Annotated in this window: 21 protein-coding genes; 12 read left to right on the top strand and 9 right to left on the bottom strand. The window is 62.0% G+C overall.

Annotated features, from left to right (window positions below; all coding sequences use genetic code 11):
• Positions 1-62 precede the first annotated feature (62 nt).
• The 12 genes from CH341_RS33985 to CH341_RS00095 all read left to right on the top strand — a co-directional run bounded on the left by CH341_RS33985 (position 63) and on the right by CH341_RS00095 (position 13,174).
• Positions 63-203, top strand: coding sequence for a DUF7697 family protein (locus CH341_RS33985; RefSeq protein WP_170149403.1), 141 nt, complete (start codon positions 63-65; stop codon positions 201-203).
• 33 nt (positions 204-236) lie between these two features.
• Positions 237-3,356 carry a phage tail tape measure protein gene (locus CH341_RS00145; RefSeq protein WP_111417010.1) on the top strand — a complete coding sequence of 1,040 codons (3,120 nt, stop codon included), beginning with the start codon at positions 237-239 and terminating at the stop codon, positions 3,354-3,356.
• On the top strand, positions 3,353-3,940 hold the full coding sequence (locus tag CH341_RS00140) for a DUF2460 domain-containing protein (RefSeq protein WP_111417009.1): 588 nt from the start codon (positions 3,353-3,355) through the stop codon (positions 3,938-3,940). Before CH341_RS00145 ends, CH341_RS00140 begins: the two co-directional genes overlap by 4 nt.
• A gap of 22 nt (positions 3,941-3,962) precedes the next feature.
• Entirely contained in the window at positions 3,963-4,802 is an 840-nt protein-coding gene (locus CH341_RS00135; protein ID WP_111417008.1) for a DUF2163 domain-containing protein, read from the top strand.
• Positions 4,802-5,233, top strand: a complete 432-nt coding sequence (locus CH341_RS00130) for a C40 family peptidase (RefSeq protein ID WP_111417007.1) — start codon at positions 4,802-4,804, stop codon at positions 5,231-5,233. The genes CH341_RS00135 and CH341_RS00130 overlap by 1 nt, the downstream gene beginning before the upstream one ends.
• A gap of 1 nt (position 5,234) precedes the next feature.
• Complete coding sequence (locus CH341_RS00125) at positions 5,235-5,870, top strand: hypothetical protein (RefSeq protein WP_111417006.1); 636 nt, start codon at positions 5,235-5,237, stop codon at positions 5,868-5,870.
• 3 nt (positions 5,871-5,873) lie between these two features.
• Positions 5,874-9,701, top strand: a complete 3,828-nt coding sequence (locus tag CH341_RS00120) for a baseplate multidomain protein megatron (protein WP_111417005.1) — start codon at positions 5,874-5,876, stop codon at positions 9,699-9,701.
• Positions 9,702-9,710: 9 nt separating this feature from the next.
• The gene (locus tag CH341_RS00115) at positions 9,711-11,042 is read left to right on the top strand and encodes a DUF2793 domain-containing protein (RefSeq protein ID WP_111417004.1); all 1,332 of its coding nucleotides are present in this window, start codon (positions 9,711-9,713) and stop codon (positions 11,040-11,042) included.
• 67 nt (positions 11,043-11,109) lie between these two features.
• A complete protein-coding gene (locus CH341_RS00110) occupies positions 11,110-11,922 on the top strand; it encodes a glycoside hydrolase family 108 protein (protein ID WP_111417003.1) in 813 nt (270 codons plus the stop codon).
• A 14-nt stretch (positions 11,923-11,936) separates the two neighbouring features.
• Positions 11,937-12,323: a hypothetical protein gene (locus CH341_RS00105; protein ID WP_111417002.1), complete on the top strand. Its 387-nt coding sequence runs from the start codon at positions 11,937-11,939 to the stop codon at positions 12,321-12,323.
• A gap of 2 nt (positions 12,324-12,325) precedes the next feature.
• Entirely contained in the window at positions 12,326-12,715 is a 390-nt protein-coding gene (locus CH341_RS00100; protein ID WP_111417001.1) for a hypothetical protein, read from the top strand.
• A 108-nt stretch (positions 12,716-12,823) separates the two neighbouring features.
• Positions 12,824-13,174 (top strand): DUF1515 family protein, encoded by a 351-nt coding sequence (locus CH341_RS00095; RefSeq protein ID WP_111417000.1) that lies wholly within the window; start codon positions 12,824-12,826, stop codon positions 13,172-13,174.
• Between the two features lie 140 nt (positions 13,175-13,314).
• On the opposite strand, the gene CH341_RS00090 is transcribed toward CH341_RS00095, so the two are convergent.
• The 9 genes from CH341_RS00090 to CH341_RS00055 all read right to left on the bottom strand — a co-directional run bounded on the left by CH341_RS00090 (position 13,315) and on the right by CH341_RS00055 (position 23,874).
• Entirely contained in the window at positions 13,315-16,494 is a 3,180-nt protein-coding gene (locus CH341_RS00090) for an efflux RND transporter permease subunit (RefSeq protein WP_111416999.1), read from the bottom strand.
• Positions 16,491-17,879 carry an efflux RND transporter periplasmic adaptor subunit gene (locus CH341_RS00085; RefSeq protein WP_111416998.1) on the bottom strand — a complete coding sequence of 463 codons (1,389 nt, stop codon included), beginning with the start codon at positions 17,877-17,879 and terminating at the stop codon, positions 16,491-16,493. Before CH341_RS00085 ends, CH341_RS00090 begins: the two co-directional genes overlap by 4 nt.
• Complete coding sequence (locus CH341_RS00080) at positions 17,876-18,283, bottom strand: FixH family protein (RefSeq protein ID WP_111416997.1); 408 nt, start codon at positions 18,281-18,283, stop codon at positions 17,876-17,878. Before CH341_RS00080 ends, CH341_RS00085 begins: the two co-directional genes overlap by 4 nt.
• Before the next feature lie 138 nt (positions 18,284-18,421).
• The gene (locus CH341_RS33520) at positions 18,422-18,886 is read right to left on the bottom strand and encodes a hypothetical protein (protein ID WP_146604326.1); all 465 of its coding nucleotides are present in this window, start codon (positions 18,884-18,886) and stop codon (positions 18,422-18,424) included.
• Positions 18,887-19,018: 132 nt separating this feature from the next.
• The gene (locus CH341_RS33515) at positions 19,019-19,414 is read right to left on the bottom strand and encodes a hypothetical protein (RefSeq protein ID WP_146604325.1); all 396 of its coding nucleotides are present in this window, start codon (positions 19,412-19,414) and stop codon (positions 19,019-19,021) included.
• 14 nt (positions 19,415-19,428) lie between these two features.
• A complete protein-coding gene (locus CH341_RS00070) occupies positions 19,429-20,328 on the bottom strand; it encodes a cation diffusion facilitator family transporter (RefSeq protein WP_111416995.1) in 900 nt (299 codons plus the stop codon).
• A gap of 3 nt (positions 20,329-20,331) precedes the next feature.
• Positions 20,332-21,189 (bottom strand): hypothetical protein, encoded by an 858-nt coding sequence (locus tag CH341_RS00065; protein ID WP_111416994.1) that lies wholly within the window; start codon positions 21,187-21,189, stop codon positions 20,332-20,334.
• Between the two features lie 145 nt (positions 21,190-21,334).
• Complete coding sequence (locus CH341_RS00060; RefSeq protein WP_111416993.1) at positions 21,335-21,649, bottom strand: ferritin family protein; 315 nt, start codon at positions 21,647-21,649, stop codon at positions 21,335-21,337.
• A gap of 47 nt (positions 21,650-21,696) precedes the next feature.
• On the bottom strand, positions 21,697-23,874 hold the full coding sequence (locus CH341_RS00055) for a heavy metal translocating P-type ATPase (RefSeq protein WP_111416992.1): 2,178 nt from the start codon (positions 23,872-23,874) through the stop codon (positions 21,697-21,699).
• Positions 23,875-23,905: the final 31 nt, after the last annotated feature.

Raw genomic sequence — 23,905 nt, 5'->3', positions numbered from 1 at the left:
CCGCGGAAGGACGCGCGGCCTGGGCGGTGCTGCGCCGGTCGGCTGGGCAGGTTCGTGCCGTCATGGGCGGCGTTTACGCGCTGGATTTCGGATCGGTCCTGCTGCTGGCCGATGCCATGGGCGCGCTCACGCCGCTCGTCGTCGAGCTCATCCCCGAGATCGAGCCCATCATCGTTCGCGGCTACCGCCGCGACAACGACTGACAGCAGCCGTCCGATAGCGAGCCTCCGCCAGCGATGTCCACCACCAGCGTCTCGATCCGCCTCGGCGTCGAGGGTAAGGCGGACGTCAAGCGCGCCTTCGAGGAAGTCGGCAAGGCGGGCCAGGATGCGTTCCGTGGCGTCGCGACCGACATGGATGCGGCTGGCGCCGCCGCGGATCGCCAGGCGCAACGCCTGCAGCGGTTGGCTGAAGCGGCGCGCCAAGCCGGCGCGGCCGATCAGTCGCAGCGCAGTTTCAACGCCGTGCTCGGTGTCGGTACGGTACCGAAGTCCGCCCGCGAGTCGGCTTCGGTCTTCGAGGAGTCCGCCAAGGCGACGGAAGATCTGGCGGCGCGCACGGCTGCGCTCCGGGCGCAGATCGATCCACTCGGCGCGGCACAAGGACGTCTCAACGCCGAGGTCGCCGAGGCAAACGGACTCTTCAAGGCCGGAGCGATCACGGCGACCGAGCAGGCCGCGGCTCACGCCCTGGCGCAGGCGCGGTTCGACGCGACCACCAAGGCGCTCGGCGGTGTCAGCGCCAGCGGAAAGCTGACCTCCAACCAACTCGTCAACCTGAGCTATCAGCTCAACGACGTGGTGGTCTCGCTTGCCGGCGGCCAGCGCCCCTTGATGGTGCTGATGCAGCAGGGTTCGCAGATCGCCCAGATCTTCGGACCCGGCGCTGGCGTGAGCGGCGTGCTGCGTGGTGTCTGGCAGGGGCTGACGTCGCTGGTCACGGCCACCACGGCCGTGATCGCCGGCATCGCCGGCGTCGGCGGCGCCGTCGCCTACGCCTATTATTCCTACGTGTCCTCGCAGAAGGAGCTGGAGGTCGCGCTTGGCGGCACCGGACGCGCGGCTGGCGCCACCGTCGGCCAGATCGAGCAGATCGCGGAGAAATCCGCCTCCGCCGGGAGCGTGTCGGTTGCCGCCGCCCGCGAGATGGAGGCAGCCTTCCTCCAGACCGGCAAGATCGGCGTCGCCAATTTTGAGGGCCTGATCAAGGTCGCGAAGAACTATGCGGCCACCGCGGGCGTCGACATCACGGCTGCCACCAAGGAGCTCGCGCAGGGATTCGCGGATCCGGTCAAGGGCGCCGACGCTCTCAATGCGAAGCTCAATTTCCTGGACGACCGGACGCGTCTCTATATCCGGACGCTCTCAGACCAGAACGATCGCACCGGCGCGCAGCGAGTCATGCTCGATGCCCTCAAGGGCAGCCTGATCAATGCGGCGGACGCCGCGACCACGTTGGGCCGTGCCTGGGACTTCGTTGGCCGAATGGCGTCGAACGCCTTCGATGCGCTGGGCCGCGGCATGTCTCGGCTGTTCGACGGCGCACCGATCGAGGAGCAGCTCAAGCAGCTGCAGGCCACGCGGGAACGCCTGCAGGCGCTCATTGAGAACCCGCCGACCCGCTTCGCCGCGCAGGCCCGCAACTTCAATACGCGGATGCTGGCGGACGTCGACGCGGAAATCGCCAAGATCGAGGCGAAGCTCGACGCCGTCCAGGCGCGCGCCAAGGAAGCCAAGGCCAACGAGCTCTCGGTTCGGGCCGGCAGCGTCGCCCGGGATCTGACGCCTGGCTTCGACGAGTTGCAGACCCTGAAGGCGCGCGAGGCGCAATTGCGCACCGCGCTCGACGATCCGCTGGCGCGGCAGAAGGTGGCCGATCTCAAGCAGGTCGAGACTGCCTACGACGCGGTCACGCGCGCGATCCTGACCTGGCTCGATCCGGCCGAGAAGGCGCGCCGCCTCGATGAACTGGAAATCCAGGCGCTTGCCGCCAAGACGCCGGCGCAGAAAGCCGCAATCGCCGAGGAACGCCGCCGGCTCGAACTCTCCGGCCAGGCCATCCCGGCCGCGATCGCCGAGGCGGACGTCATCCGCGCCGGCACCAAGGCGCGTGCCGATGCGACGCAGGCGCTGATCGACCAGTCGCGCGTGCTTGCGGTCAATGCACAGGCGACGCTGGCGGTCGCCGACGCCTATCTCAAGAGCGCAGCGGCCGCGCAGCAGGCAGAGGTCAGGCGCAAGGCCCTAACCGAGGCGGTGCAGAACGGCGTTGACGTCGAGAAGCGCTCCCGCGAGTTGCTCCTCGAGCAAGTCGCCGAACAGGCGGCGCAATCCGCGAAGTCGGTCAACGATCTCGGGTCTGAGGCAGCGGCGAGGCGGCGCGTCAACGACGCGATGGCGGCGGGACGGCTTTCCTCCGAGCAAGCCAACCAGCAGATGCAGGTCGAGCAGGCGCTACGCCCGCTGCTGGTCGCGCAATCGCTCGCGGAAGGCGATGCCAAGGGCACGCTCGGCCGGGTGATCGACGCGCTACGCGGAGCGTACTCACGCCTGCATGGCGAGCAGGCCCGCGCCGCGGCGCTACAAACGATTGAGGGACAGAAGAACCAACTCGAACTGCTGCAGAAGCAGATCGACCTGGCCGGCACCAGCGAATCCCAGCGCGCGGTCATCATTGCGCAGCTGCAGGCCGAGCAGCAGCTGCGCCAACGAGGCATCGATCTCGCCAGCGCTGAGGGTCAAGCCATTCTGGCCAACGCGGGCAGCATCGAACGGCTAAACCAGGAGCTCGCGCGCTCGCAGGGCGCGATGCAATCGCTGCAAGGCATGACTGACACGACCTTCAACCACTTCTCGACGCTGATCGCCGAAGGCAAGACCGATTGGAAGTCCTGGGCCGACGCCGGTCGCGCCGCACTCGCCGATATCGAAAAGGAAATCCTGCGGCTTGCGGTGCTCAATCCGCTGAAGAACATGCTGTTCGGCACCAATCTGACGACGCTGAACAATGTCGGCGGGTTATTCGGCAATCTGTTCCAGAGCTTCAAATTTCACGATGGTGGCGTGGTTGGGGTGGGCGGCAGTCCTCGCTTTGCTCCCGCAGCGATATTCCACAATGCGCCGCGTCTGCACGAAGGCGCGTTCCTCTCGCCGGATGAAGTGCCGGCGATCCTGCAACGCGGCGAACGCGTGCTCAATCGCACCGAGGCCGCTGCCTATGGCCGCGACAAGCAACCCGCTCCGGTCATTCTGAACTTTGCGGTACAGACCCCAGATGCAGCGTCCTTCCGGCGCGCCCAGGGACAGATCACCGCCGACATGGCGTCGGCACTCCGGCGCGCCGAGCGCAACCTGTGACCGGCTTTCACGATGTGAGGTTTCCGGACGCCATCGCCCGCGGGGCGATCGGCGGCCCGGAATTCTCCACCGACGTGATCGCGGTCGCGTCCGGCTATGAGCAGCGCAACGTCAACTGGTCGGCGGCGCGCGCCAAGTTCGACATCTCGACGGGCATCCGCACACGCGAGCAGATGGCAGAGGTGATCGCCTTCTTTCGTGCGCGACGGGGACGCGCGTACGGTTTTCGCTTTCGCGACTGGAATGATTTCGAGGCGACAGGAGAGGCGCTGGCGAGCACGGCGGATCCTTTGGTCTGGCAGTTGCGCAAGCAATACGCTTCGGGACCATCGTCTGAGCAGCGCACCATCACGAAACCGGGAAGCGGGACGGTCGTCGTGCGCGTCGACGGCGATCCGGTTGCCGTGACCGTGGATCATCTTACCGGTCTTGTGACGTTTTCTACCGCGCCCGTTGCTCAGCCCTATGCGGACTTCGCGTTCGACGTGCCAGTTCGCTTCGACACCGATCATTTGCCCGTGACGGCGGTCGCCTATCACATCCAGCAAGTGTCCTCGATCCAGCTCGTCGAGCTTCGCGTCTAGCAGCCCTTTATCATCAGCTCTCATGAAACCCGCATCATCAGCGCTTGCCGCTCATTTGGACGGAGAGGTCACGACACTCGCCACCTGCTGGCGTCTGCAGCGTCAGGACGGCTGGGTTCGTGGCTTCACCGACCACGACCAGCCGCTCCTGATCGATGACCTCACCTACGTAGCCTCGACTGGATTCCTCCCCAGCGCCATCAAGTCGGGCGCGGACCTCTCGGTGGACAATCTCGACGTCGACGGCTTCCTCGACGACGATGCCCTCAAGGCTGAGGATCTAACCTCCGGCCGGTTCGATGGAGCCGCAATCGATATCTTCCTGGTCAACTGGGCCGACCTCACCCAGGGGCAGCTGCTGTTGCGGCGCGGGACACTCGGTGAGGTGAAGCGCGCGGACAACCGGTTTTCCGCGGAAATTCGCGGCGTCGCCAACCGCCTGCAGCAGGTCTCGGGCAAGCTTTATTCGCGCCTTTGCCGCACCGACCTCGGCAGTGCCGAGTGCACGGTGAATCTAGGACCGCTCACAGATGAATTCGCGGTGTCGGCGGTGTCGGCCGGCGACACCTTCAGCGTGCCGACGCTGAGGCCGACCGGCTTCTACACGTTCGGTCTCTGTACGTTCCTCACCGGGGCTAACGCCGGCGCCGCAACCGAAGTGCTTCAGCACAACGGCGAAGCGATACAGCTCTTCACGGCGATGCCGCGTCCCCTTGTGATCGGCGATCAGGTCCGGCTCATTGCCGGCTGCGACAAGACGCCGGAGACTTGCCAGGTGCGGTTCGCAAACATTCTGAACTTTCGCGGCGAGCCTCACATTCCCGGCAACGACAAAGTCTTCTCTTATCCCATCAAGGGCTGATGTTCACGCGCGAAGCGCTGATCGCTGAGGCCCGCACTTGGCTCGGCACGCCGTGGCACCATCAAGCCTCTCTCAAAGGCGTCGGCTGTGACTGCATCGGCTTCGTGCGCGGTGCCGCCTTGCCGTTCGTCGGGCCGATCGCGATCGAACTCGATTATCCGGAGACCTGGCATCTCTATCGCGCCGAGCCGCGCATGTATCTCGGTTTCAAGGAGCGATGCCAGGAAATCGACACCGACGATATTAGAGACGGTGATGTCTTACTGTTCGGTGCGGGCAAGGGTCCTGCGCATCATTGTGCTTACGTGACGCCCGGCGGCGGTCTCATTCATTGCTACCGGGAAGCGCGCGCTGTCGTCGAGCAAGGGTTCTCGCCGTGGTGGCGCGCAAAATTACGCCACGCTTTTCGGCTGCCGGGGATCGAAGACTGACGTGGCCAAGATCGTCCTCACGGTCGGCGGCTACGTCCTCGGCAACCTGCTGTTGCCCGGATTGGGCGGTGCGATCGGCGGTCTGGTCGGCGGCTATGTCGGCGGCATCGTCGACCAGCAGCTGTTCGGAGGCACGCCAAGCCAGACCGTGTACGGCGCTCGGATGCAGGATCTGCGCGTGCAGTCGTCGAGTTACGGCGCCGTCATCCCGACGCTCTATGGCAAGGGTCGGCTCTCCTCGAACATCCTATGGATGCGCGGCTTCGACGAGGTCGTCCGCACCGAAACGCAGACGGTCGGGGGCGGCGGCAAGGGCGGCGGTGGCGGCGGAAGCCAGACCGTTACCAATGTGAGCTACCACTACTACGCCGATATCGCGGTGGGCCTTTGCGCCGGTCCGATCGCGGCTGTGCATCGCGTTTTCGCGGACGGCAATGCTTTCGAGGACGACAAGGTTGGTGACATGCGCGTCTACCTCGGAGACGGCGCGCAATCGCCTGATCCGCTGATTCAGGCGGTCGAAGGCGCCGATCGAACGCCGGCCTATCGTGGGCTGGCTTACGTGGTGATGGAGCAGCTCTACATCACGCCGTTTGGCAATCGCCTGCCGAATCTGACCTTCGAGCTTGAGACCTGAGCGGTGGCGCAGCTCGTTCTGACGCTTGCCGGTGGCGTGCTCGGCGGGGGCATCGGTGGCGGCCTGGGGCAGTCGCTGGGGGCGCTGTTCGGCGCCTATGTCGGTGGCCTCGTCGATCAACAGCTGTTCGGGCCGCAGCAGGACCGCAAAGCGGTCGAGGGCGCGCGCGTCACCGACGTCAGCCTGTCGGGCTCCGCTTATGGGCAGACGATTCCCACGATCTGGGGCCGCATGCGCGTTCCCGCCAACATCGTCTGGCTGCGCGGCATCCGCGAGGTGGTGCGGACCGAAACCGAGACGGTCGGCGGCGGCGGCAAAGGAGGTGGCGGCGGAAGCGCGGCTCAGACAGTCACGCGGACGACGTATCATTACTATGCCGATGTCGCGCTTGGCATCTGCGAAGGGCCCATCACATCGATTTACCGCATCTGGCTCGACAAGACGCCAATCGATCCCGAGCACGTCGACGAGATCCGGCTCTATTACGGAGACGAGAGCCAAGTGCCGGATCCGTTGATTCAGGCAGTGGAGGGAAGCGACAAGACGTCGGCGCTCCGTGGCCTCGCCTACGTCGTCCTGGAGAACCTCTACCTCACGCCATACGGCAACCACTTTCCGAATTTCGAGATCGAGGTCTATAGCGGCTCACGGCCGGAGGTCGCCGACGCGCGGCATCTGGTGCGAAGCGTCTGCGTCATTCCGGCGAGCGGCGAATGGGCCTACGAGCCCACAATCGTGCGCAGCCGCGTCCGCAACGCCAATATCAACAGCAATGCTGGGCGAAAGGCCTCGGACTTCGCGGTCTCGATCGAGGGCCTCAAGCGCGAGGTGCCGAATGTCGAGTGGGTGAGCCTGGTCTATGCCTGGTTCGGCACATCGCTCGACGTTGCCAGTTGCTCGATCCGACCGGAGGCGGAGTATTCGATCTACCCGGACCGTCTGCCGGACACCGCGCCCTACACCTGGTCGGTGATGGGGACCGGCCGGCCGGTGGTCGGCGGTGGAGGCGCCGCCTGGCCGCTGGTGTCATCCTTCGCCAAGCCCGACGGATCGACGGGACTCTATTACGGCGGGACCATCAGCGATGGCTCAATCGTGCGCGCGATCCAGCACTTGCACAGTCTTGGCTACAAGGTGGCGCTCTATCCATTCCTGATGATGGATATCCCGCCGCCCGACCCATCACCGTTTCCCTGGCGAGGCCGGATCGGCGGCGCTGCCGCGGACGTTGCTGGATTTTTCGAGCGGCCGGATGGATATCTTCGCTTCGTTCGCCACTGCATGTCGCTCGCTGAGGACGGCGGCGGCGTCGACGGCTTCGTCATCGGCTCCGAGATGGTGGCACTCAACCGGATCCGTGACGGCGCCGGCACATATCCGGCGGTGCCTTACTGGCAGGCGATTGCGGGCGAGGCGAAGACCCGCCTGGGTGCGGATTGCGTCGTCACTTATGCCGCGGACTGGTCGGAATACCGCTACCACGATCAAGGCGGCGCCAATGTCGACTTTCCGCTCGATGCGCTCTGGGCCGACGCCAACGTCGACGTGATCGGGATCGACGCTTATTTCCCGCTCACCGACGTGCCACGCGCCATCTATGACAAGGCGACGATCGCAGCAGGTTGGAATTCGGGCGAACTGATCAACTATTTCTACGAGGCGCAGGCGGACCGTGACCTCGAGCGGCGCGGCTTCGATCCGCAACGCTCCGCGATCGACGACCGTTTCTATGCGATCAAGGACATCCGTTTCTGGTGGGAAAATGAGCACGTTCCCCGAGTAAGCGGCACGCCGACGGGACCGCCGACAGCTTGGGCGCCGCGCTCGAAACCGATTTGGTTCACAGAGTACGGCGTTCCTTCGGTGAACTGCGCCACCAACCAGCCAAACGTTTTCATCGACCCGAAATCAAGCGAGAGCTTCGCGCCTTATTATTCAAACCGCGCCGTCGATCGGGTGGTGCAGCGCGCGGCGCTCGAGGCGACCGAGGAATTCTGGTCGGAATCAGCGAACAATCCGGTCTCTCCGCTCAATGGCCGCGAGATGGTTGAACGCCGCTTCGTCTGGTGCTGGGACGCTCGGCCCTATCCGTTCTTTCCGGCGCTGACGAACGTCTGGTCGGACGGCGAGAACTTCCGCCTCGGCCATTGGATTGAAGGGAAGATCGGCAACATGCTGCTCTCGGAAATCGTCCGGGATCTTTGCCTGCGCGCGGGACTGACCGAGGACGAATTCGACGTGTCCGCGCTCGATGATGAGGTCGTCGGCTATGTGGTGACAGAACGAAAGCCGATCCGCGACATGATCGGCGTCCTGCAGACCGCCTATTTCTTCGATGCCTTTGAAAGCGACGGCAAACTCGTCTTCGTCAAACGGGGTGCCGGCACGCCGATCGTGATCGATGCAAACGATCTAGGTGCCAGCGAGAATGACGGCGACCGATCCCGGATCAAGATCGAGCGCACCCAGGACACTGAGCTTCCGATCTCCATCGATGTCGTCCATCTCGACGAGGCGCGGGACTATCAGTCCTCGACCGCGACGGTTCGCAAGCAGATAGGGCGTTCTGAATCGGTCACGACAGTCAGCCTGCCGATCGTGCTGTCCATCGAACAGGCACAGGCCATTGGCCAGCGCGCGCTGCGCGAAATCTGGCAAGGCCGCGAAGCAGTCGATATCCGACTTCCAACCCGGGCGGTCCGGCTCGACGCCACTGACCTGATCGAGGTGCCGGTGGACGGCGTCTATCGCCGCATCCGGGCGACCTCCGTGACTTACGGCAAGCCCGGCCTCGTGCTGCTGCGCGGGATCGCGACTGACGGCGGCATCCCGGAATTCTACACCGCGCCAACCGGCAGCGGCGCCATTCCACCGTCCGCGGCGGAGCCTGTCGCGCCGGTCCGCGTCGAATTGTTCGACATGCCAATCATGATGGACGCCCACGAGGCTTCGGCGCCCAGCTTTTATATGGCGTCATGTCCGGTCGGGGTCGGCCGATTTCGCGGCACCAGTTTGTTCCAGCCAACGGCGGACGAACTTGACTACGTCGTCGCCTCGATCGCCGGACTGCCGTCGGTCATGGGCCAGACCGTGACGACACTAGCGGTCGGCCCGGCTTGGCGTTGGGATCGCGTCAACTCGGTCGAGGTGCAATTGGATTATGGGAGCCTGCAGAGTTTGGCCGACGAGAGGGTTCTGGCAGGCGCCAACGCCGCGCTGATCGACAATGAAATCCTTCAGTTCGGCCAGGCTGAACTGATCGGAGAAGGCCGATATCGGCTGAGCCGCCTGTTACGGGGTCAGCGTGGCACCGAACACGAGATCATCTCGCATCCGATTGCGAGCCGGTTCATCTTGCTGGATCCGTCGCGGCAGCCGCGCCCGACCTTCGGCGTCTCTCGGATTGGGTCTTCCATCGCGTGGCGGTTCGCGCCGGTCCCGCAGGGTCCGGCCGGCGATCTGTCGGAGGAGTTGGTTTTCACCAACACAGGCAACGGCCTGCGGCCCTTCTCGCCGGTCTATCTGCACGCAGGACGTGATCCAGCCTCTGGTGACGTCAATCTTTCCTGGATCAGGCGAACCCGACTCGGTGGCGATGCCTGGCTCAGTGAAGTGCCGCTCGGTGAGGAGAACGAGGCCTACGACGTGCAGGTCATGAGCGGGTCAACCGTACTGCGCACAACGCGGGTGGCGGCACCGATGCTGTTCTACACGGCCGCGCAGCAGAGTGCCGACTTCGGCAGCGTGCCGGCATCGATCACTTGGCGCGTCGCGCAGGTCTCGCGGGTCTACGGACCCGGCATCGCATCCGAACAAACTTCAATCCTCTAAGGGACGCTCATGTCGACACCGAACTTGGGCCTGCCGCAGCTTGCGGCAGACCAGGCACAGAAACACGTGCCAGTGAACGAGGCGCTGCTCGACCTAGACGCCCTCGTGCAACTGGCGGTGCTCGATCGGAGCCTCTCGGCTGCGCCCGGCTCGCCCGCCGAAGGCGCGCGCTACATCGTGGCGGCAAGCCCGACCGGCGCCTGGGCAACGCATGCCGATCATGTTGCGGTCTGGCTCGACGGTGCTTGGCGGTTTTTCATTCCGGGGACCGGCTGGCTCGCCTGGGTGATCGATGAGGCGGCACTGCTGGCCTGGAACGGTTCCGCCTGGGTGGATGCTCTGTCGGCGGTCTCGGCGATCCAGAACCTGGCGCTGCTCGGCATCCGCACGACAGCCGATGCCAGCAACCGTCTCGCCGTGAAATCCAACGGGGTGCTGTTCAGCCATGACGATGTCACGCCCGGCACGGGAGATATCCGAGCGACCTTAAACAAGAGCGCCGCCGGCAAGGATGCGGGTTTCACATTTCAGGATGCCTTCAGCACGCGCGCTCTCCTCGGCCTGCTCGGCGACGACGATTTCAGCGTCAAGGTGAGCCCGGACGGCTCTACGTTCTATCTTGGCCTCTCGATCGATAAGGACACTGGCCACATCGGGCTTGGCGGCGCGGTTGCCGACGCGCTCAACGCTTTGATCGTGAAGGGCACCGCGTTCCTGTTCGACCGCGAGACCGACGACGTCCGCTTCACCTTCAACAAAGCGGCTGCCGGCGACGATGTGGCGCTGACCTTCCAGACCAACTATTCGGCGCGCGCGCTGGTCGGCCTTCTCGGCGACGATGACTTTACCTTCAAGGTCTCGCCGGATGGCTCGACCTATTACACCGGCTTTGTCCTCAAGAAAGACAACGGACAATTCAAAATCCCGCTCGCACCAAAATTCTCGGGCTATACCAATTTCGACAACTACATCGCCGCGAATACCTGGACCAAGGTCCAGTTCAATAACGCCGACTCCAACGACCAGAGCGCCTTCAGCGGCGGCAGCAATAATTTTACCGCGCCGTTCGCTGGACCATACGCCCTAGGCTTCTCGCTGCGGTTCAAAGCCAACGCGACCGTCCCGACCAAGGTGATCGCGACGTTCTACAAGAATGGCGCTGAACTCGGCCGCGGCCGGGCTGTGTCGGGTGCCCCGACCGATGATGTCACGACCTACAATCTCACGGTTCTCACGCCGCTCGCCGCGAACGACGTCATCGACGTGCGGGTCAATTTCGCGACCAACGACGGCTACATCGAAAGCGACCACTCCCATTTCTGGGGCCACTACGTCCCCTGAACGAACGCACCCAGAACCACAACGCAAGCCGCCCCTTCCGGGCGGCTTTTTTCATTGGAGGATGCCCATGGCGGCTTCGACCTACGACGAGGCGCTGCGGCGCCTGCTGGCGCACGAGGGTGGCTACACCAACCACCCATCCGATCCGGGCGGCCCGACGAATTACGGGATCACAATCATCGACTATCGCAAATACGTGAAGCCGAACGCCACAGCGGCCGACGTGCGAGTAATGAAGCTCGACGAGGCGAAGGCGATTTACCGCGCAAAATACTGGGCCGCCCAACGCTGTGACGAGCTTCCGCCTGGTGTGGATGACAGCATCTTCGACTACGGCGTCAATTCTGGGATTGGGCGCTCCGGCAAGGTCCTGCGCCGTGTCGTCGGGCTTCCAGACAACACCAGCGTAGTCACCAACGAGGTCCTGAAAGCGGTCGCCAAGCGCGACGCGAAAGCAATCGTCCTCGCGATCAATGACGAGCGGTTGCGATTTCTCAAAGGGCTGAAGACTTGGCCGGTTTTTGGCGCGGGTTGGAGCCGACGCGTCGCCGAGGTCAAAGCGTTTTCGCTCAGCCTCGCCGAGCACTCGGTTGCAGCTCGGCCGCAGGTGGCAGCCGCACCGGCCGCTACGGCAGCGCCAGCCAAGGGCGTGGTCCCTCCGCCGAAGGCCCTCAAAGGACTCGTCACCAAAGGAATACCGGCGGGCGGCGCGGCCGGCGGCATCGGATTTTGGGAGTGGATCGCCGCCCATCCTTACGAGTCTGGCGCCATCGTTCTGGTCAGCGCGAGTGCAATCGGCGGCGCCGTTTACGCGCTCAATGGCTGGCATCAGGCGCGCCAAGAGGCGCCCACGCCCAATCTCATTCCCGTCCCGATCTGAAAGAGGAGCTCACTATGCTGACATTCGTCCTGATCTTCGCAACCGTCGCCGCCGTCTACTGGCTTTGGATTCGGCCGATTCTGAAGTCCCGCCCCGAACTGCGCGAGCTTTATCAGCAGGAGGAGAGCTTCTTCGTCGCCCTGCGTGAGAAGCTCAAAGGCATCAAGCAGAAGCTCTCCTCTGTTTTGGTGATCGCGGCGAGCGCCGCGGTCAGCGGCTACGACTTTTTTGCCCCAATAGTCAGCGGCGTCGACGTGAGTTCGCTGACAGCCCAGGTCCCCTCATGGGCTTGGCCCCTGGTGCTTATCTCATTGACCGCGCTCTTTCAGTTCCTCCGAAATCTCGCCGACAAGCGGCACCAATCCGAGCTCATCGAAGCCTCGCCAGTTGGGAGGGAATAGCCATGTGGACCTGGCTTGCCAGCCTCATTGGCGGGCCCGTGATCAGCGGGCTGATCAATGCTTACAAGGCCAAGCTCGATGCGGCCAACACCCAAGACCACATCGCCGCCGATCTCGCCGCCAAGGAAATCGAGGCAGAAATCGATGCGCGAAAGCAAGCTTCTGCAATCATCATCGCGGAACAGGGCCGGTGGTACACCGCGATCATTCGGCCGCTGCTCGCGTTCCCACTCATCGTCTACTTCTGGAAGGTAATCGTGTGGGACAAGGTGCTGGGATTGGGAAGCACTGACCCGATAACGGGCATGATCGCTGATTGGGCTGGAATGATTCTCACCGCCTATGTGGGCGGTCGCTCGGTTGAGAAGGTTGCGCGGATCTTCAGGCGGTAGACGCACCGATCCGCAACGCAGGTCGGTTTCGGCCCCCGCCAGACAAGATCAATTCCAACATCGCTGCTGAGACGCCAAGCGGCGCCGGCCGACTGCGGAGCCACATCGATGCCCAATAGACTGGACGATATCAGCCGCGTCATCGGTAACATCGAGGCGGAGGTTCGTGGACTTTCAGCCTCAATCGCTGAGGTGCGTCATTCTGCGGCCGAGCAGCATGGGGAGAACAGGCAACGGTTACAGTGCATCGGCGCCAGAGTTGAAAAAATCGAGGCCGACATGAAGCCGCTGGCCAAAACCGTCGCGACAATGGAGCCTATCGTGGCGGGCTATGCGGTGACGCGGTGGAAAATCGCCGGCGCATTCGCATTGGGTACGACCCTTATCACCACGCTCGGTTGGATCGTCTCCCTCTTTGCCGGCAAGATCATCACCTGGATTTTTTCTCTGTTTCGTTAAGCCCTGATTTGCGATTTCCCCACCGCCTCGCTAGCGACGCACCAGATGTTTGATCAACGCAGCAGCGGTTAGGATCAGCACCAGAACGGCCAGAATGCCGATCAGCATCATGCCGCCCATCATTCCGCTCATTCCATCCATCATGATGAGACTTCCGAAGTGAGTGGATAGTCGGCTGATGGCGCAGTTACGTTCCCGTGGAAGCCCGCACGGGGCAGCCTCCATCCTTTGATCAAGCCATAGATAGCCGGGATCACGACCAGGGTGAGCAGCGTTGACGAGATCATTCCGCCGATCATCGGAACCGCTATACGCTGCATCACCTCCGAGCCTGTCCCCGTGCTCCACATGATCGGCAGCAGCCCCGCCATGATCGCGATGACCGTCATCATCTTCGGACGCACACGATCGACAGCGCCGAGCATTATGGCCTCGTGAAGGTCCGCGCGCGTGAGCGCCTTGCCTTCGGCCGCTCTTCTCGCCCTGATTTCTTCCAGAGCGTGGTCAAGGTAGATCAGCATCACCACGCCCGTCTCGGCGGCCACACCCGCGAGAGCGATGAATCCCACCGCGACGGCGACCGAGAGATTGAACCCCAACCACCAGAGCAACCAAAGCCCCCCCACCAGCGAAAAGGGGAGCGAGAGCATGACGATGAGAGTTTCTGTGAGAGCCCGGAAATTCAGATAGAGCAGCAGGAAGATGATCAGCAACGTGACGGGGACAACGACCTTCAGCCGCGCTTCCGCCCGTTCCAGATATTCGAACTGGCCGCTCCAGGTGACGTAGTATCCAGGCGGGAATTGCACGCCGGCCGTGACGGCCTTCTGAGCCTCAGCAACATATCCGCCCAGGTCGCGGTCCCGGATGTCGACAAAGATGTAAGCGGCGAGCTGGCCGTTTTCGGTGCGGATGGTGGTGGGCCCACGCGTCAGTTTGACCGAGGCGACCTCCCCGAGAGGTACCGTGCCCCCACCCGGCATCGGCACCAGGACATCATCCGCAATCGCCTGCGGCGAGTCGCGCAGGCTGCGGGGGTAACGGACATTCACGGTGTAGCGCTCGCGGCCTTCGACCGTTGTCGTCACCGCCTCGCCGCCGAGCGCGGTGGCGATGACATCCTGCACGTCGCCTAACATCAGGCCATAGCGCGCGAGGTTGTCTCGGTTCGGCGTGATGTCGAGGTAATATCCTCCGATGATCCGCTCGGCATAAGCGCTGGAGGTGCCCGGAACGGCTTTTAAGACCTGTTCGATCTGCCGGGCGATGCGCTCTATTTCTGCAAGGTCAGCGCCAAAAACTTTCACGCCCACAGGGGTGCGAATGCCGGTCGACAGCATATCGATCCGCGCCTTGATCGGCATGGTCCAAGCGTTCGAGACGCCTGGAAATTGCAACGCCTTGTCGAGTTCAGCCACCAGCGAGTCGACCGTCATGCCAGCCCGCCATTCGGCCTTTGGCTTGAGATTGATCACCGTTTCGAACATCTCGGTGGGCGCAGGATCCGTCGCAGTGGAAGCCCGGCCGGCCTTGCCATAGACGGACTCCACTTCCGGAAACGATTTGATGATCCGGTCCTGCATTTGCAGCAATTCAGCTGCCTTAGTGATCGAAATGCCAGGCAACGTCGTTGGCATGTAAAACAGCGTGCCTTCGTTCAGGTTGGGCATGAATTCGGTGCCGAGCTGCCGTGCCGGCCACACCGTGATCGCCAGCATCATGAGCGCTAGAACAATCGTTACCGTTTTCGCCTTGAGCACGCTTCTGATCACGGGTCGGTAAACCCAGATCATGAACCGGTTCAGCGGATTGCGGTGCTCCGGCACGATGCGGCCGCGGATGAAAATGACCATTAGCGCGGGAACGAGTGTAACTGACAGCAGTGCGGACGCCGCCATTGCGAATGTTTTCGTGAAGGCCAACGGACTGAACAGCCGACCTTCCTGCGCTTCGAGCGTGAAGATGGGTAGGAAGGAAACTGTGATGATGAGTAGACTGAAGAATAGTGCGGGGCCCACTTCGCTGGCGGCTTCGATCAGAATTTGAACGCGCGGCTTGCTGGGGTCACTTCGTTCCAGGTGCTTGTGAGCGTTCTCGATCATCACGATGGCGGCATCCACCATTGCTCCGATCGCGATTGCGATGCCGCCGAGGCTCATGATATTGGATCCAAGCCCGAGCACTTTCATAGCGGCGAACGCCATTAGGACCCCTACCGGCAGCATGAGGATCGCCACCAAGGCGCTGCGCACGTGCAAAAGGAACACGACGCACACGAGTGCGACGATTGCACTCTCCTCGATCAGCGTGCGTCGCAAAGTCTCGATGGCCGAATAAATGAGATTCGAGCGGTCGTAGACAGCTCTGATCTCAACCCCCTTTGGGAGGCTACTTGCGAATTCTGCAACGCGCCTTTTGACGTTCTCGATGACATTGAGAGCATTGACGCCAAATCGCTGCAGCACGATTCCACTTGCCACCTCGCCGTCGCCGTTCAGCTCCGTAATACCCCTTCGTTCATCCGGTCCAAGCTCGACGCGCGCGACATCCTGCAGCAAAACTGGCGTGCCGCCTTCGACTTTCAGCACGATCTTTTGCAGATCGGGTATGCCCTTCAGATATCCGCGTCCGCGCACCACAAACTCGAACTCGGATAGTTCTACCGTCCTTCCGCCCACATCCATGTTGCTGGCGCGGATCGCTTCGCGGATTTTGGAAAGCGGGATTCCAAAGCCGCGCAGGCGCTGGGGATCGATCACCACGTTGTACTGTTTGACGAAGCCCCCAACGCTGGCGATCTCCGCCACACCTTCGGCTTTCGCCAAGCCATAGCGCACGTACCAGTCCTGGATGGAACGCAACTCCGCCAGCGAGTGATCTTTGGAAAGGAGGGCATATTGATAGACCCAGCCCACCCCTGTGGCATCAGGCCCCAGCGTTGGCGTGACGCCTGACGGGAGACGCCGGGCGGCGGCGTTGAGGTACTCGAGCACGCGGCTGCGTGCCCAATAAATGTCCGTGCCGTCTTCAAAAATCACATAGACGAAACTCACCCCAAAATAGGAAAAGCCTCGGACTACGCGCGACCGCGGCACGGTGAGCATCGAAGTGGCGAGCGGATAGGTGACCTGATCCTCTACGACTTGTGGCGCCTGGCCTGGGTATTCCGTGTAGACGATGACCTGGGTGTCGGATAGATCGGGAATCGCATCTAGCGGCATGTGAAGAATGGCATAGAGGCCCGCCGCCACAGCAAAGACCGCCGCAATCAGCACAAGCACCAAGTTGCGGGATGACGCAGCGATGAGCTTCGTGATCATTGCGGAGCCCCGGCCGTCAGGCTCTTCAGCGCTGCCTTCAGGTTGCTTTCCGCATCGATCAAGAAGTTTGCGGCGGTGACAACGGCTTCGCCATCCGCAACGCCTTCACGGATTTCAACGTAGCCCCCACCTCGGCGTCCGAGGCTGACAGGGCGGGGCTCGAATCGCCCCTCGCCCTTATCGACTATGACGATCTGCCTATCCCCGCTGTCGATCACGGCGCCTACGGGAACACTCAAGGTCGGCTGGCCGCTGCCGATATCGATTTCGGCCTCCGCGTACATGTCCGGACGAAGCAAGAAGTCGGGGTTCTGTAGCTCGATCCGCACCCGCACTGTGCGGGTCGACGAATTGAGATGCGGATAGACGAGCGCAACCCGGCCGGGGAAGCGCTTCTCAGGATAACTACGCACCCGGACGACCACGGGCTGATTTTCGGAAACGCCGGCGAGCTGCGCCTCCGGTACATCCACCAGCGCCCAGACCACCGAATGATCGGCGATTCGGAACAGCACATCGCCTGGCATCACGCGCATGCCTTCGACCACGTTGCGTTCGAGGACGATGCCGTCACGTGGGGCCGTCCAGGTGAATGTGATCGGCACCTGTTTGGTGCGCTCAATCTCTCTGAGGAGTTGCGGCGGAACGGCGAAGTTCAGGAGTCGCTGCGCAGACCCTGGCAGGCTTGGTGATGAGAGATACTGCGCTGCCGCGGAGGCGATCGCAGGGCTGTAGACCTGCATCAGCTTCTGGTCTTTACGGACCTCACTTCCTGTGGTCACGTTCTCGACGGATTCAATGAAAGCCTCGGCCCTCATCGAGATCACTGCGACCCGACGCTCATCGAGCTGGATCGTGCCCGGCGCCCGTACAGGTTCGGCGATGATGCGTATTTGCGCTGCCTCGGATTTTACGCCGATGCGCTGAAGCCTCCCTGGCGTTATCTTGATGGAAGAGCCGTCTTCGTCATCGCCCTCATAAACCGGGATGTAGTCCATCCCCATCGAGTCCTTCTTAGGTACCTGTGAGATGTCAGGAAGGCCCATCGGGTTTCTGTAATACCGAACTCGCCTCGAAGCCGCAGAGTCGGGGGCGGCGACCTGAGCTTGGGGTGGCGGATCGAAGGTAACGTCCTCACTCGCGAGCACCGCGCGGTAGCTTCTCCCATCAGGAGTTTGCTTTGGCTCCAAGGAGTAGATCGGCCGGCCATCGGGGTCCCGGTAATAGATGACCGGCCCGGCCGCCATCTGCCCATTCGTTTGGGATGCGCGCTCTGCCCAGACAGACGCGGGCAGTTTAAGACCGAGAGTGGCAGCCCAATAGCCGCCAACCCCCGCCGCCAGAACGGCGACGAAGGTGGCGAAAACCTGGAAAGATCGATTCACGGCGTGGCTTTCAGCACCAGCTTCGACTCGACCGTGCCTTCCTCACCCTGGATTTTTGCGCCCAAAGACAGCTGCCAGCGTCCCGCCATGCTGAGATTGGTCTTGAAGCGGTAGACGCCCGGTTCGGTCGACGGCAGCTGTTCAATGGCTTCCGCCATCGTCGCCATGCCGTCGGGCGCCATGTCGATGCGCTTGGCGAATATCACGGCATCTGGGACCGGCTTCCCGGTCTTCTTGTTGAGGAGGCGTACCGCAACGATCGCGCCGTCGGCTTTCTTCACCTCACTTTGTACCAGTTGGAATTCGTAATCCTTCACATCGGCCAGCACCTGCGATGTGATAACCACCCACGAGAGGGCCGCTAGCGCTCCGAGCAGAGCGCACTTCTTCCACAGCATTGTCATGTGTTCGTTTCCTTGGTTTCAGGTGCGAATCCGCGCGGGGATTCCCAGCGCGGCTGCTCGCGGCAAAGCCGCGCGCGTTCTCGCCGCGCGACGAGCGCACGGCGGTGCATCCGGTACGTTGCGCGTACCGGCCTGAAACTAGGCTTTGGGGGGTCTTGGGGGCGGACCGTGGCCGAGACTGGAGAGGTCCTGATCGTTTCCTGGCAGTATCAGGCCTGCGGCCATTTCAGGGATGGCAAGTCCGATGCTCGCTGGCAGATTTAGCGCCATCGCCGCAAGGCACATTGCCATCAGCGGACAATCCTTGCCGCAATCCGGCACCGGATCCTGGTCGGGACAGCACGGCATGTCCGCCGGCATGCCCATGTCGACTGAGGTGACCGCATGGGCGGTGATGCCGACGTGCGGGTCGGCATTTATAGCCCCCGCCATTGCAGAACGTGCCAGCGGTGCCAGCACCAGGCCGACGATAGTAAGCGCGGCAAGCAGCCGCGATATGGCAAGACGGAGCTTCACCTCATTGATGATAGCACGTTGCCAGCATCCGTCAAAGAAGCCCGGCGTTCCAAGATATTCCTGCTGAGTGCAATTGAGGACAACCACGCGCCCTCAAGACGGAACGTTTATATTCCATGAACCACGTGATCAGAACTATGGCGCAATAAAGCTTTGACCGCCTTGCGAGCGCGCAAAGGCGGTCAAACTGTATGGATGGAGCAGGAGAGGAGAACGGGGCTATTTCTTGTTATTTCTTGCCTGTGCCGCTCTTATCTCGATGGCCATGCTGATCCAGATCTCCAGGTTTGTGGCCAGGATGATCATGATGCTCGCCAGGAACCTCTTTCTGTCCCGCCTTATCGCGGTGCCCATGCTGATCCACATCTCCAGGCTTGTGTCCAGGATGATCGTGATGCGGGCCCGCTTTGTCTTGTGCCATGGCATTCCTCCGTGGTTGAAACCATAGAGCGAAACGCGGGACAGCGTGTTCGGTTCCTTCGGCCCATTCAGTAGTCCGCTCTCCCTCGATCTTTGAGCTTCGTTTAACTTGTCTTGCCGGCAGGCGACAGGCAGGTGAAACCGGTAGCGAATGACCAATAGGCCAAGCGCATTTAAATGTGCTCCGCCGCTCACACTACTTCGCTCCGTCACACGTGGAGCAGGGCCTCTTCGGACCTCAAAACTTCGTCGTCAACTTGGATCGTGACGTGATCGATACCGAAGTCGTCCTTCATGATGTGGCGCGCTTGGCGTAGTGCTTCCCGCCCCGCAGATATGTCGGCGACGACGAGATGTCCGCTCATGGCGTCGAAGCCGGAGGTGACCGTCCATACGTGGAGATCGTGGACGGCCGTAACGCCGGGGATCTGCATGAGCTTCCGTTCCAGTATTCCCAGATCGACGTTCGCCGGTGTACCCTCCATGAGGATGTGCGTTACCTGTTTCAGCAGCGTCCAGGTCCTCGGCACGATGAACAGCCCGATGCTGGCGCCAATTATCGGGTCGGCGAGAACCCAGCCCTTCCACATGATGAGTAAAGACGCGACAATGACGCCGATGGAGCCCAGCATGTCGCTCAGCACCTCGAAATAGGCGCCCTTCACGTTCAGGCTTTCGGACGATCCCCCGGCCAGCAGGCGCATGCTGATCAGGTTGACGACGAGCCCTATCGCCGCGACGACCAGCATCGGCCCGCTCCGAATTTCTGGCGGCGCCTGGAACCGTTGGTACGCTTCATAGAGGATGTAGACCGTCAGCAACAACAGCACGACCGCATTCGTGAGCGCAGACAGCACCTCCATGCGCAGATAGCCATAGGTCCGCTGTGGGGTCGCCTCGCGCGCTGCAAAGTTGATCGCAAGCAGCGCGAGAGCCAAACCGCCGACATCGGTCATCATGTGCGCGGCGTCGGCCAGTAGCGCCAAGCTGCCTGTGACCAAACCGCCAACGATCTCGGCGAACATGTAGGTCGCGGTTAAGCCGAGCGCCCATTTGAGTCTTCCGGCATGCTGAGCGGCCGCCGTTCCCGTCGAACCTCCACCGTGCATCGCTCAAGCCTCTGAATGTGAATGGCGAACTGGCGAAATTCCCCCGTCGATGGACCTCCGCAGGTTTGCTTCGAGCTCGTCCAGCAAGAAGAAACTGACGTCATCGACTGACCCGTGCCCCTTGGCAAAGGGTTGCTCGAGCAGACGGACGAGGTAAAGCGCGTAAACGAACATATAGGAGATGAATCCGAAGAGGATAGCCGATGCCGGATCGCCTTCCGTTTTCAAGAACAGCATCATCGCCAGTATGGAGAACACTAGGGTCTGGACGAGCACGTGTACCGATGGCACGAATTCGACCCGCTGGATCTGATAGATGCGCAGCATCGACCTGCTGAGCACGTCCCGCGTGGCGCGCAGACGCACGACGAAATTGGCCGGCATTCCCTGCCTTTCGAGTTGTGTGAACAGCGGGTTTAGCTTGCCGATCTCGGCGAGGACGGGAGGAAGATCTTTGTGATCTCCAGCATGGCCTAAGCCGGACCGTAGCTTGTCGATGATCGACAGCAGGATTCGACGGCATTCGGCTATATCAAAGTCCCGGTTGATTGCCGCGAAAGATCCGAGATCGCCGTCAATCGCCTCGATCGAGGTCCGGATGTCGGCGGGGATGCGCTCTGCTTCTTTGTAGTCGGCGAGCACGCTCGAAAGCAGAAATCCGATGATGAAGATTGCGCCGCCGATGCCGCTGGTCAGTAAGCTATTGAGTTCAAGAATTTCAAAGCCGTAGTAGTGTACAGCTACCTTGGCGCAGCCGAGCGCCAGCACCACGACGGCGACCGTGAAGAACAACCGGAATTTCTTGCGAAAGCTAAGGTCTGCGCCCCCGAAGTGCAGGTGCGCGGTTATCGATGACGTCATTGATCTAAGATCCCTCTTCCGTTCGGCTCAACGGAAATGATTCAGTTCCAGACAATCTCCTGATTTTCCTCATTACAGCTGCCGGCCGTTTCGGCTTTCGCTGCAGCTTACGTTCTATCCCATGAGCGCCTCCGCTGCCGCAGCCCTAGTCGACCTTCTTCTCGGCTGCCTCTGCAAGCTTCACGATGTCGCCCTTGGTGAAAAGAATTCCCTGGAGCTCCGTCCGCCAGTCCTCCTTCTTGCGCAGTAGAAACTCCAGATTCATCCCAAAATGCTTGAATTCCTCTTTCTGCGCATTCTCCATAATCGCCCTCGCGTCCTTATCCTTTTCGACGGACATGCGCTGTTCATACCAACTGATCGCCTCCGCCTCCTCGATCAACGAAATGATCATGCGGGCAAAGGTGCGAGTTTCCTGCGAGAGTTCGTCCGGCGGTTCATGGTACTGGTCGAAGCCCATTTTGATGTCCTGTAGCTGAAACGAAATTGTGTTGCGATTGATGGTTGTCAGGTCGTGGGAAGCTTGAGCAGACGCAGTGCATTCAACGTCACCAAGACGGTGGCACCGGTGTCAGCGAGGATGGCCGGCCAGAGCCCTGTCAGCCCAATGACCGTGGTGACGAGGAAGACTGCCTTCAAACCCAGTGCCACTGTGATGTTCTGCCTGATGTTGGTCATCGTCCGTTTCGACAGGTCCACCATGGCGGCGACGTCCGAGACGCGCCCGTGTAGTACGGCGGCGTCGGCGGTCTCCAGCGCGACATCGGTACCCCCGCCCATGGCGATGCCAACGTCTGCCGCGGCGAGCGCCGGTGCATCGTTGATGCCGTCGCCGACCTTGGCGACCACAAGACCTTCCCGCTGAAATTTGCCGACAATCCTCTGCTTGTCTTCCGGCAATAAGTCCGCCTCGACGTCGATGCCAAGTTGTTTGCCTATCGCGATGGCGGTACGCCGGTTGTCGCCGGTGAGCATCACCGTTCGGATCCCTGCGTCGGACAACCGCTTCAGCCCCTTCTTGGCATCCGGACGGGGCTCGTCCCGCATGGCGATGGCTCCAGCAACCCTGTCGTCCATGACGAGGAGAGAAACCGTCTTGCCCTCGTCGTTAAGCGCCGAAATCCGGGCTTTCTGATCCGCAGTAACGGAAGCAAGTTCGGCAACCGCGTTCGGTGAACCGAGGAATGTCTTTACGCCCTCAACGGTCGCTTGGACGCCTTTGCCGCCGATCGCGTTGGAGTCGGAAGCGGGCGGCACCGAGATCTTCTGCTCTGCAGCCTTCGATAGGATTGCGGTGGCAAGTGGATGACTTGATCCGGACTCGAGCGCCGCGGCGAAACGCAGGACGTCTGCCTCGCTCCGATCAAACCCGATAATGTCCGTGACCAGCGGCTTACCTGCGGTGAGCGTTCCAGTCTTGTCGAAGCAGGCAATGGTTATCTTACCGACCTGTTCAAGAACGGCGCCCCCTTTCAGCAGCAGGCCGCGGCGGGCGCCAGCAGACAGGCTGGCGGCGATTGCGGCAGGGGTCGAAATGACAAGGGCGCAGGGACACCCAATCAGCAGGATAGCCAAACCTTTGTAAATCCAGCCGCTCCACGCCTCGCCGAACAGCAGGGGCGGAAGGATGGCCACCAGGGCTGCAACTGCCACAACGCCGGGCGTGTAGTATCGGGAAAAGCGGTCGATGAAGCGCTCCGTTGGCGCTTTCGACTCCTGCGCCTCTTCGACGAGCTTCACCACGCGCGCAATCGTGTTGTCTGCAGCGGCGGCCGTGACACGCACCCTAAGCAGTCCGTCCCCGTTCACGGTGCCGGCGAACAGATTCTCCTCGGGGCCCTTCCGGATTGGCGTGCTTTCGCCAGTAACGGGGGCCTCATCGATCGAACTCTCTCCGGATTCGATGACGCCATCCGCGGGGATTCGGTCGCCGGGTCGCACTTGGATTGTGTCTCCCACCGTAAGAGAATCCGCCTGGACCTCGCGGACCTGACCACCTTCCTCGATGCGGGCGGTCTTCGGGACAAGCTTGGTGAGATCCTGAATACTGGCGCGTGCGCGGCTCGCGGCGACCCCCTCGAGCAGCTCGCCGATCAAGAAAAGAAAAACCACCGTCGCCGCTTCCTCCGTCGCCCCGATGAATACCGCGCCAACCGCGGCGATCGTCATAAGCATCTCAATGGAAAACGGGGTGCCCGTCATCGCTGCGGAAATCGCCCGCTTGGCAATCGGGATCAGGCCGACCATCATCGCAAGCAAAAATGCCCACTGCTCCGTGGCTGGAACGGCTTTCCCTACGGCGAAAGCGATCGCGAGAGCGGCTCCGGACGCGATGGTCAACTGACCCTTGCGGGTTTGCCACCATCTCTGGTCGGCTGGGCCGTGGTCGCGGATGTGAGAATGTCCAGCGCCTTCTTCAGGCGCAGACACTTCATGGCCAGCATGACTGGCTGTGACCTCGTCCGATCCGGTGACGGCATATCCCAGACCCGCGATCCGGCTACTCATCGCCCCGGTATCCGCCTGGTCGTGGCTAACAGTGACCGTACCGCCGACGACGGATACATTCACCTCCGTGACGCCGGGCATCCGCTTGAGGGCGTTCTCGATCTTCGTTGCGCAAGAGGCACAATCCATCCCCTCGACTCGGAGACGGAGCGTTCGTGATCGAGATGCGTCGGCCATTGTAGATTCCATTTCGGTGGAGAGATTCGCG

The sequence above is a fragment of the Rhodoplanes roseus genome, from assembly GCF_003258865.1.
Lineage (GTDB): Bacteria > Pseudomonadota > Alphaproteobacteria > Rhizobiales > Xanthobacteraceae > Rhodoplanes > Rhodoplanes roseus.
Note: the sequence above shows the minus strand (reverse complement) of the source record. Positions and strands in the feature narration are given on the sequence as shown.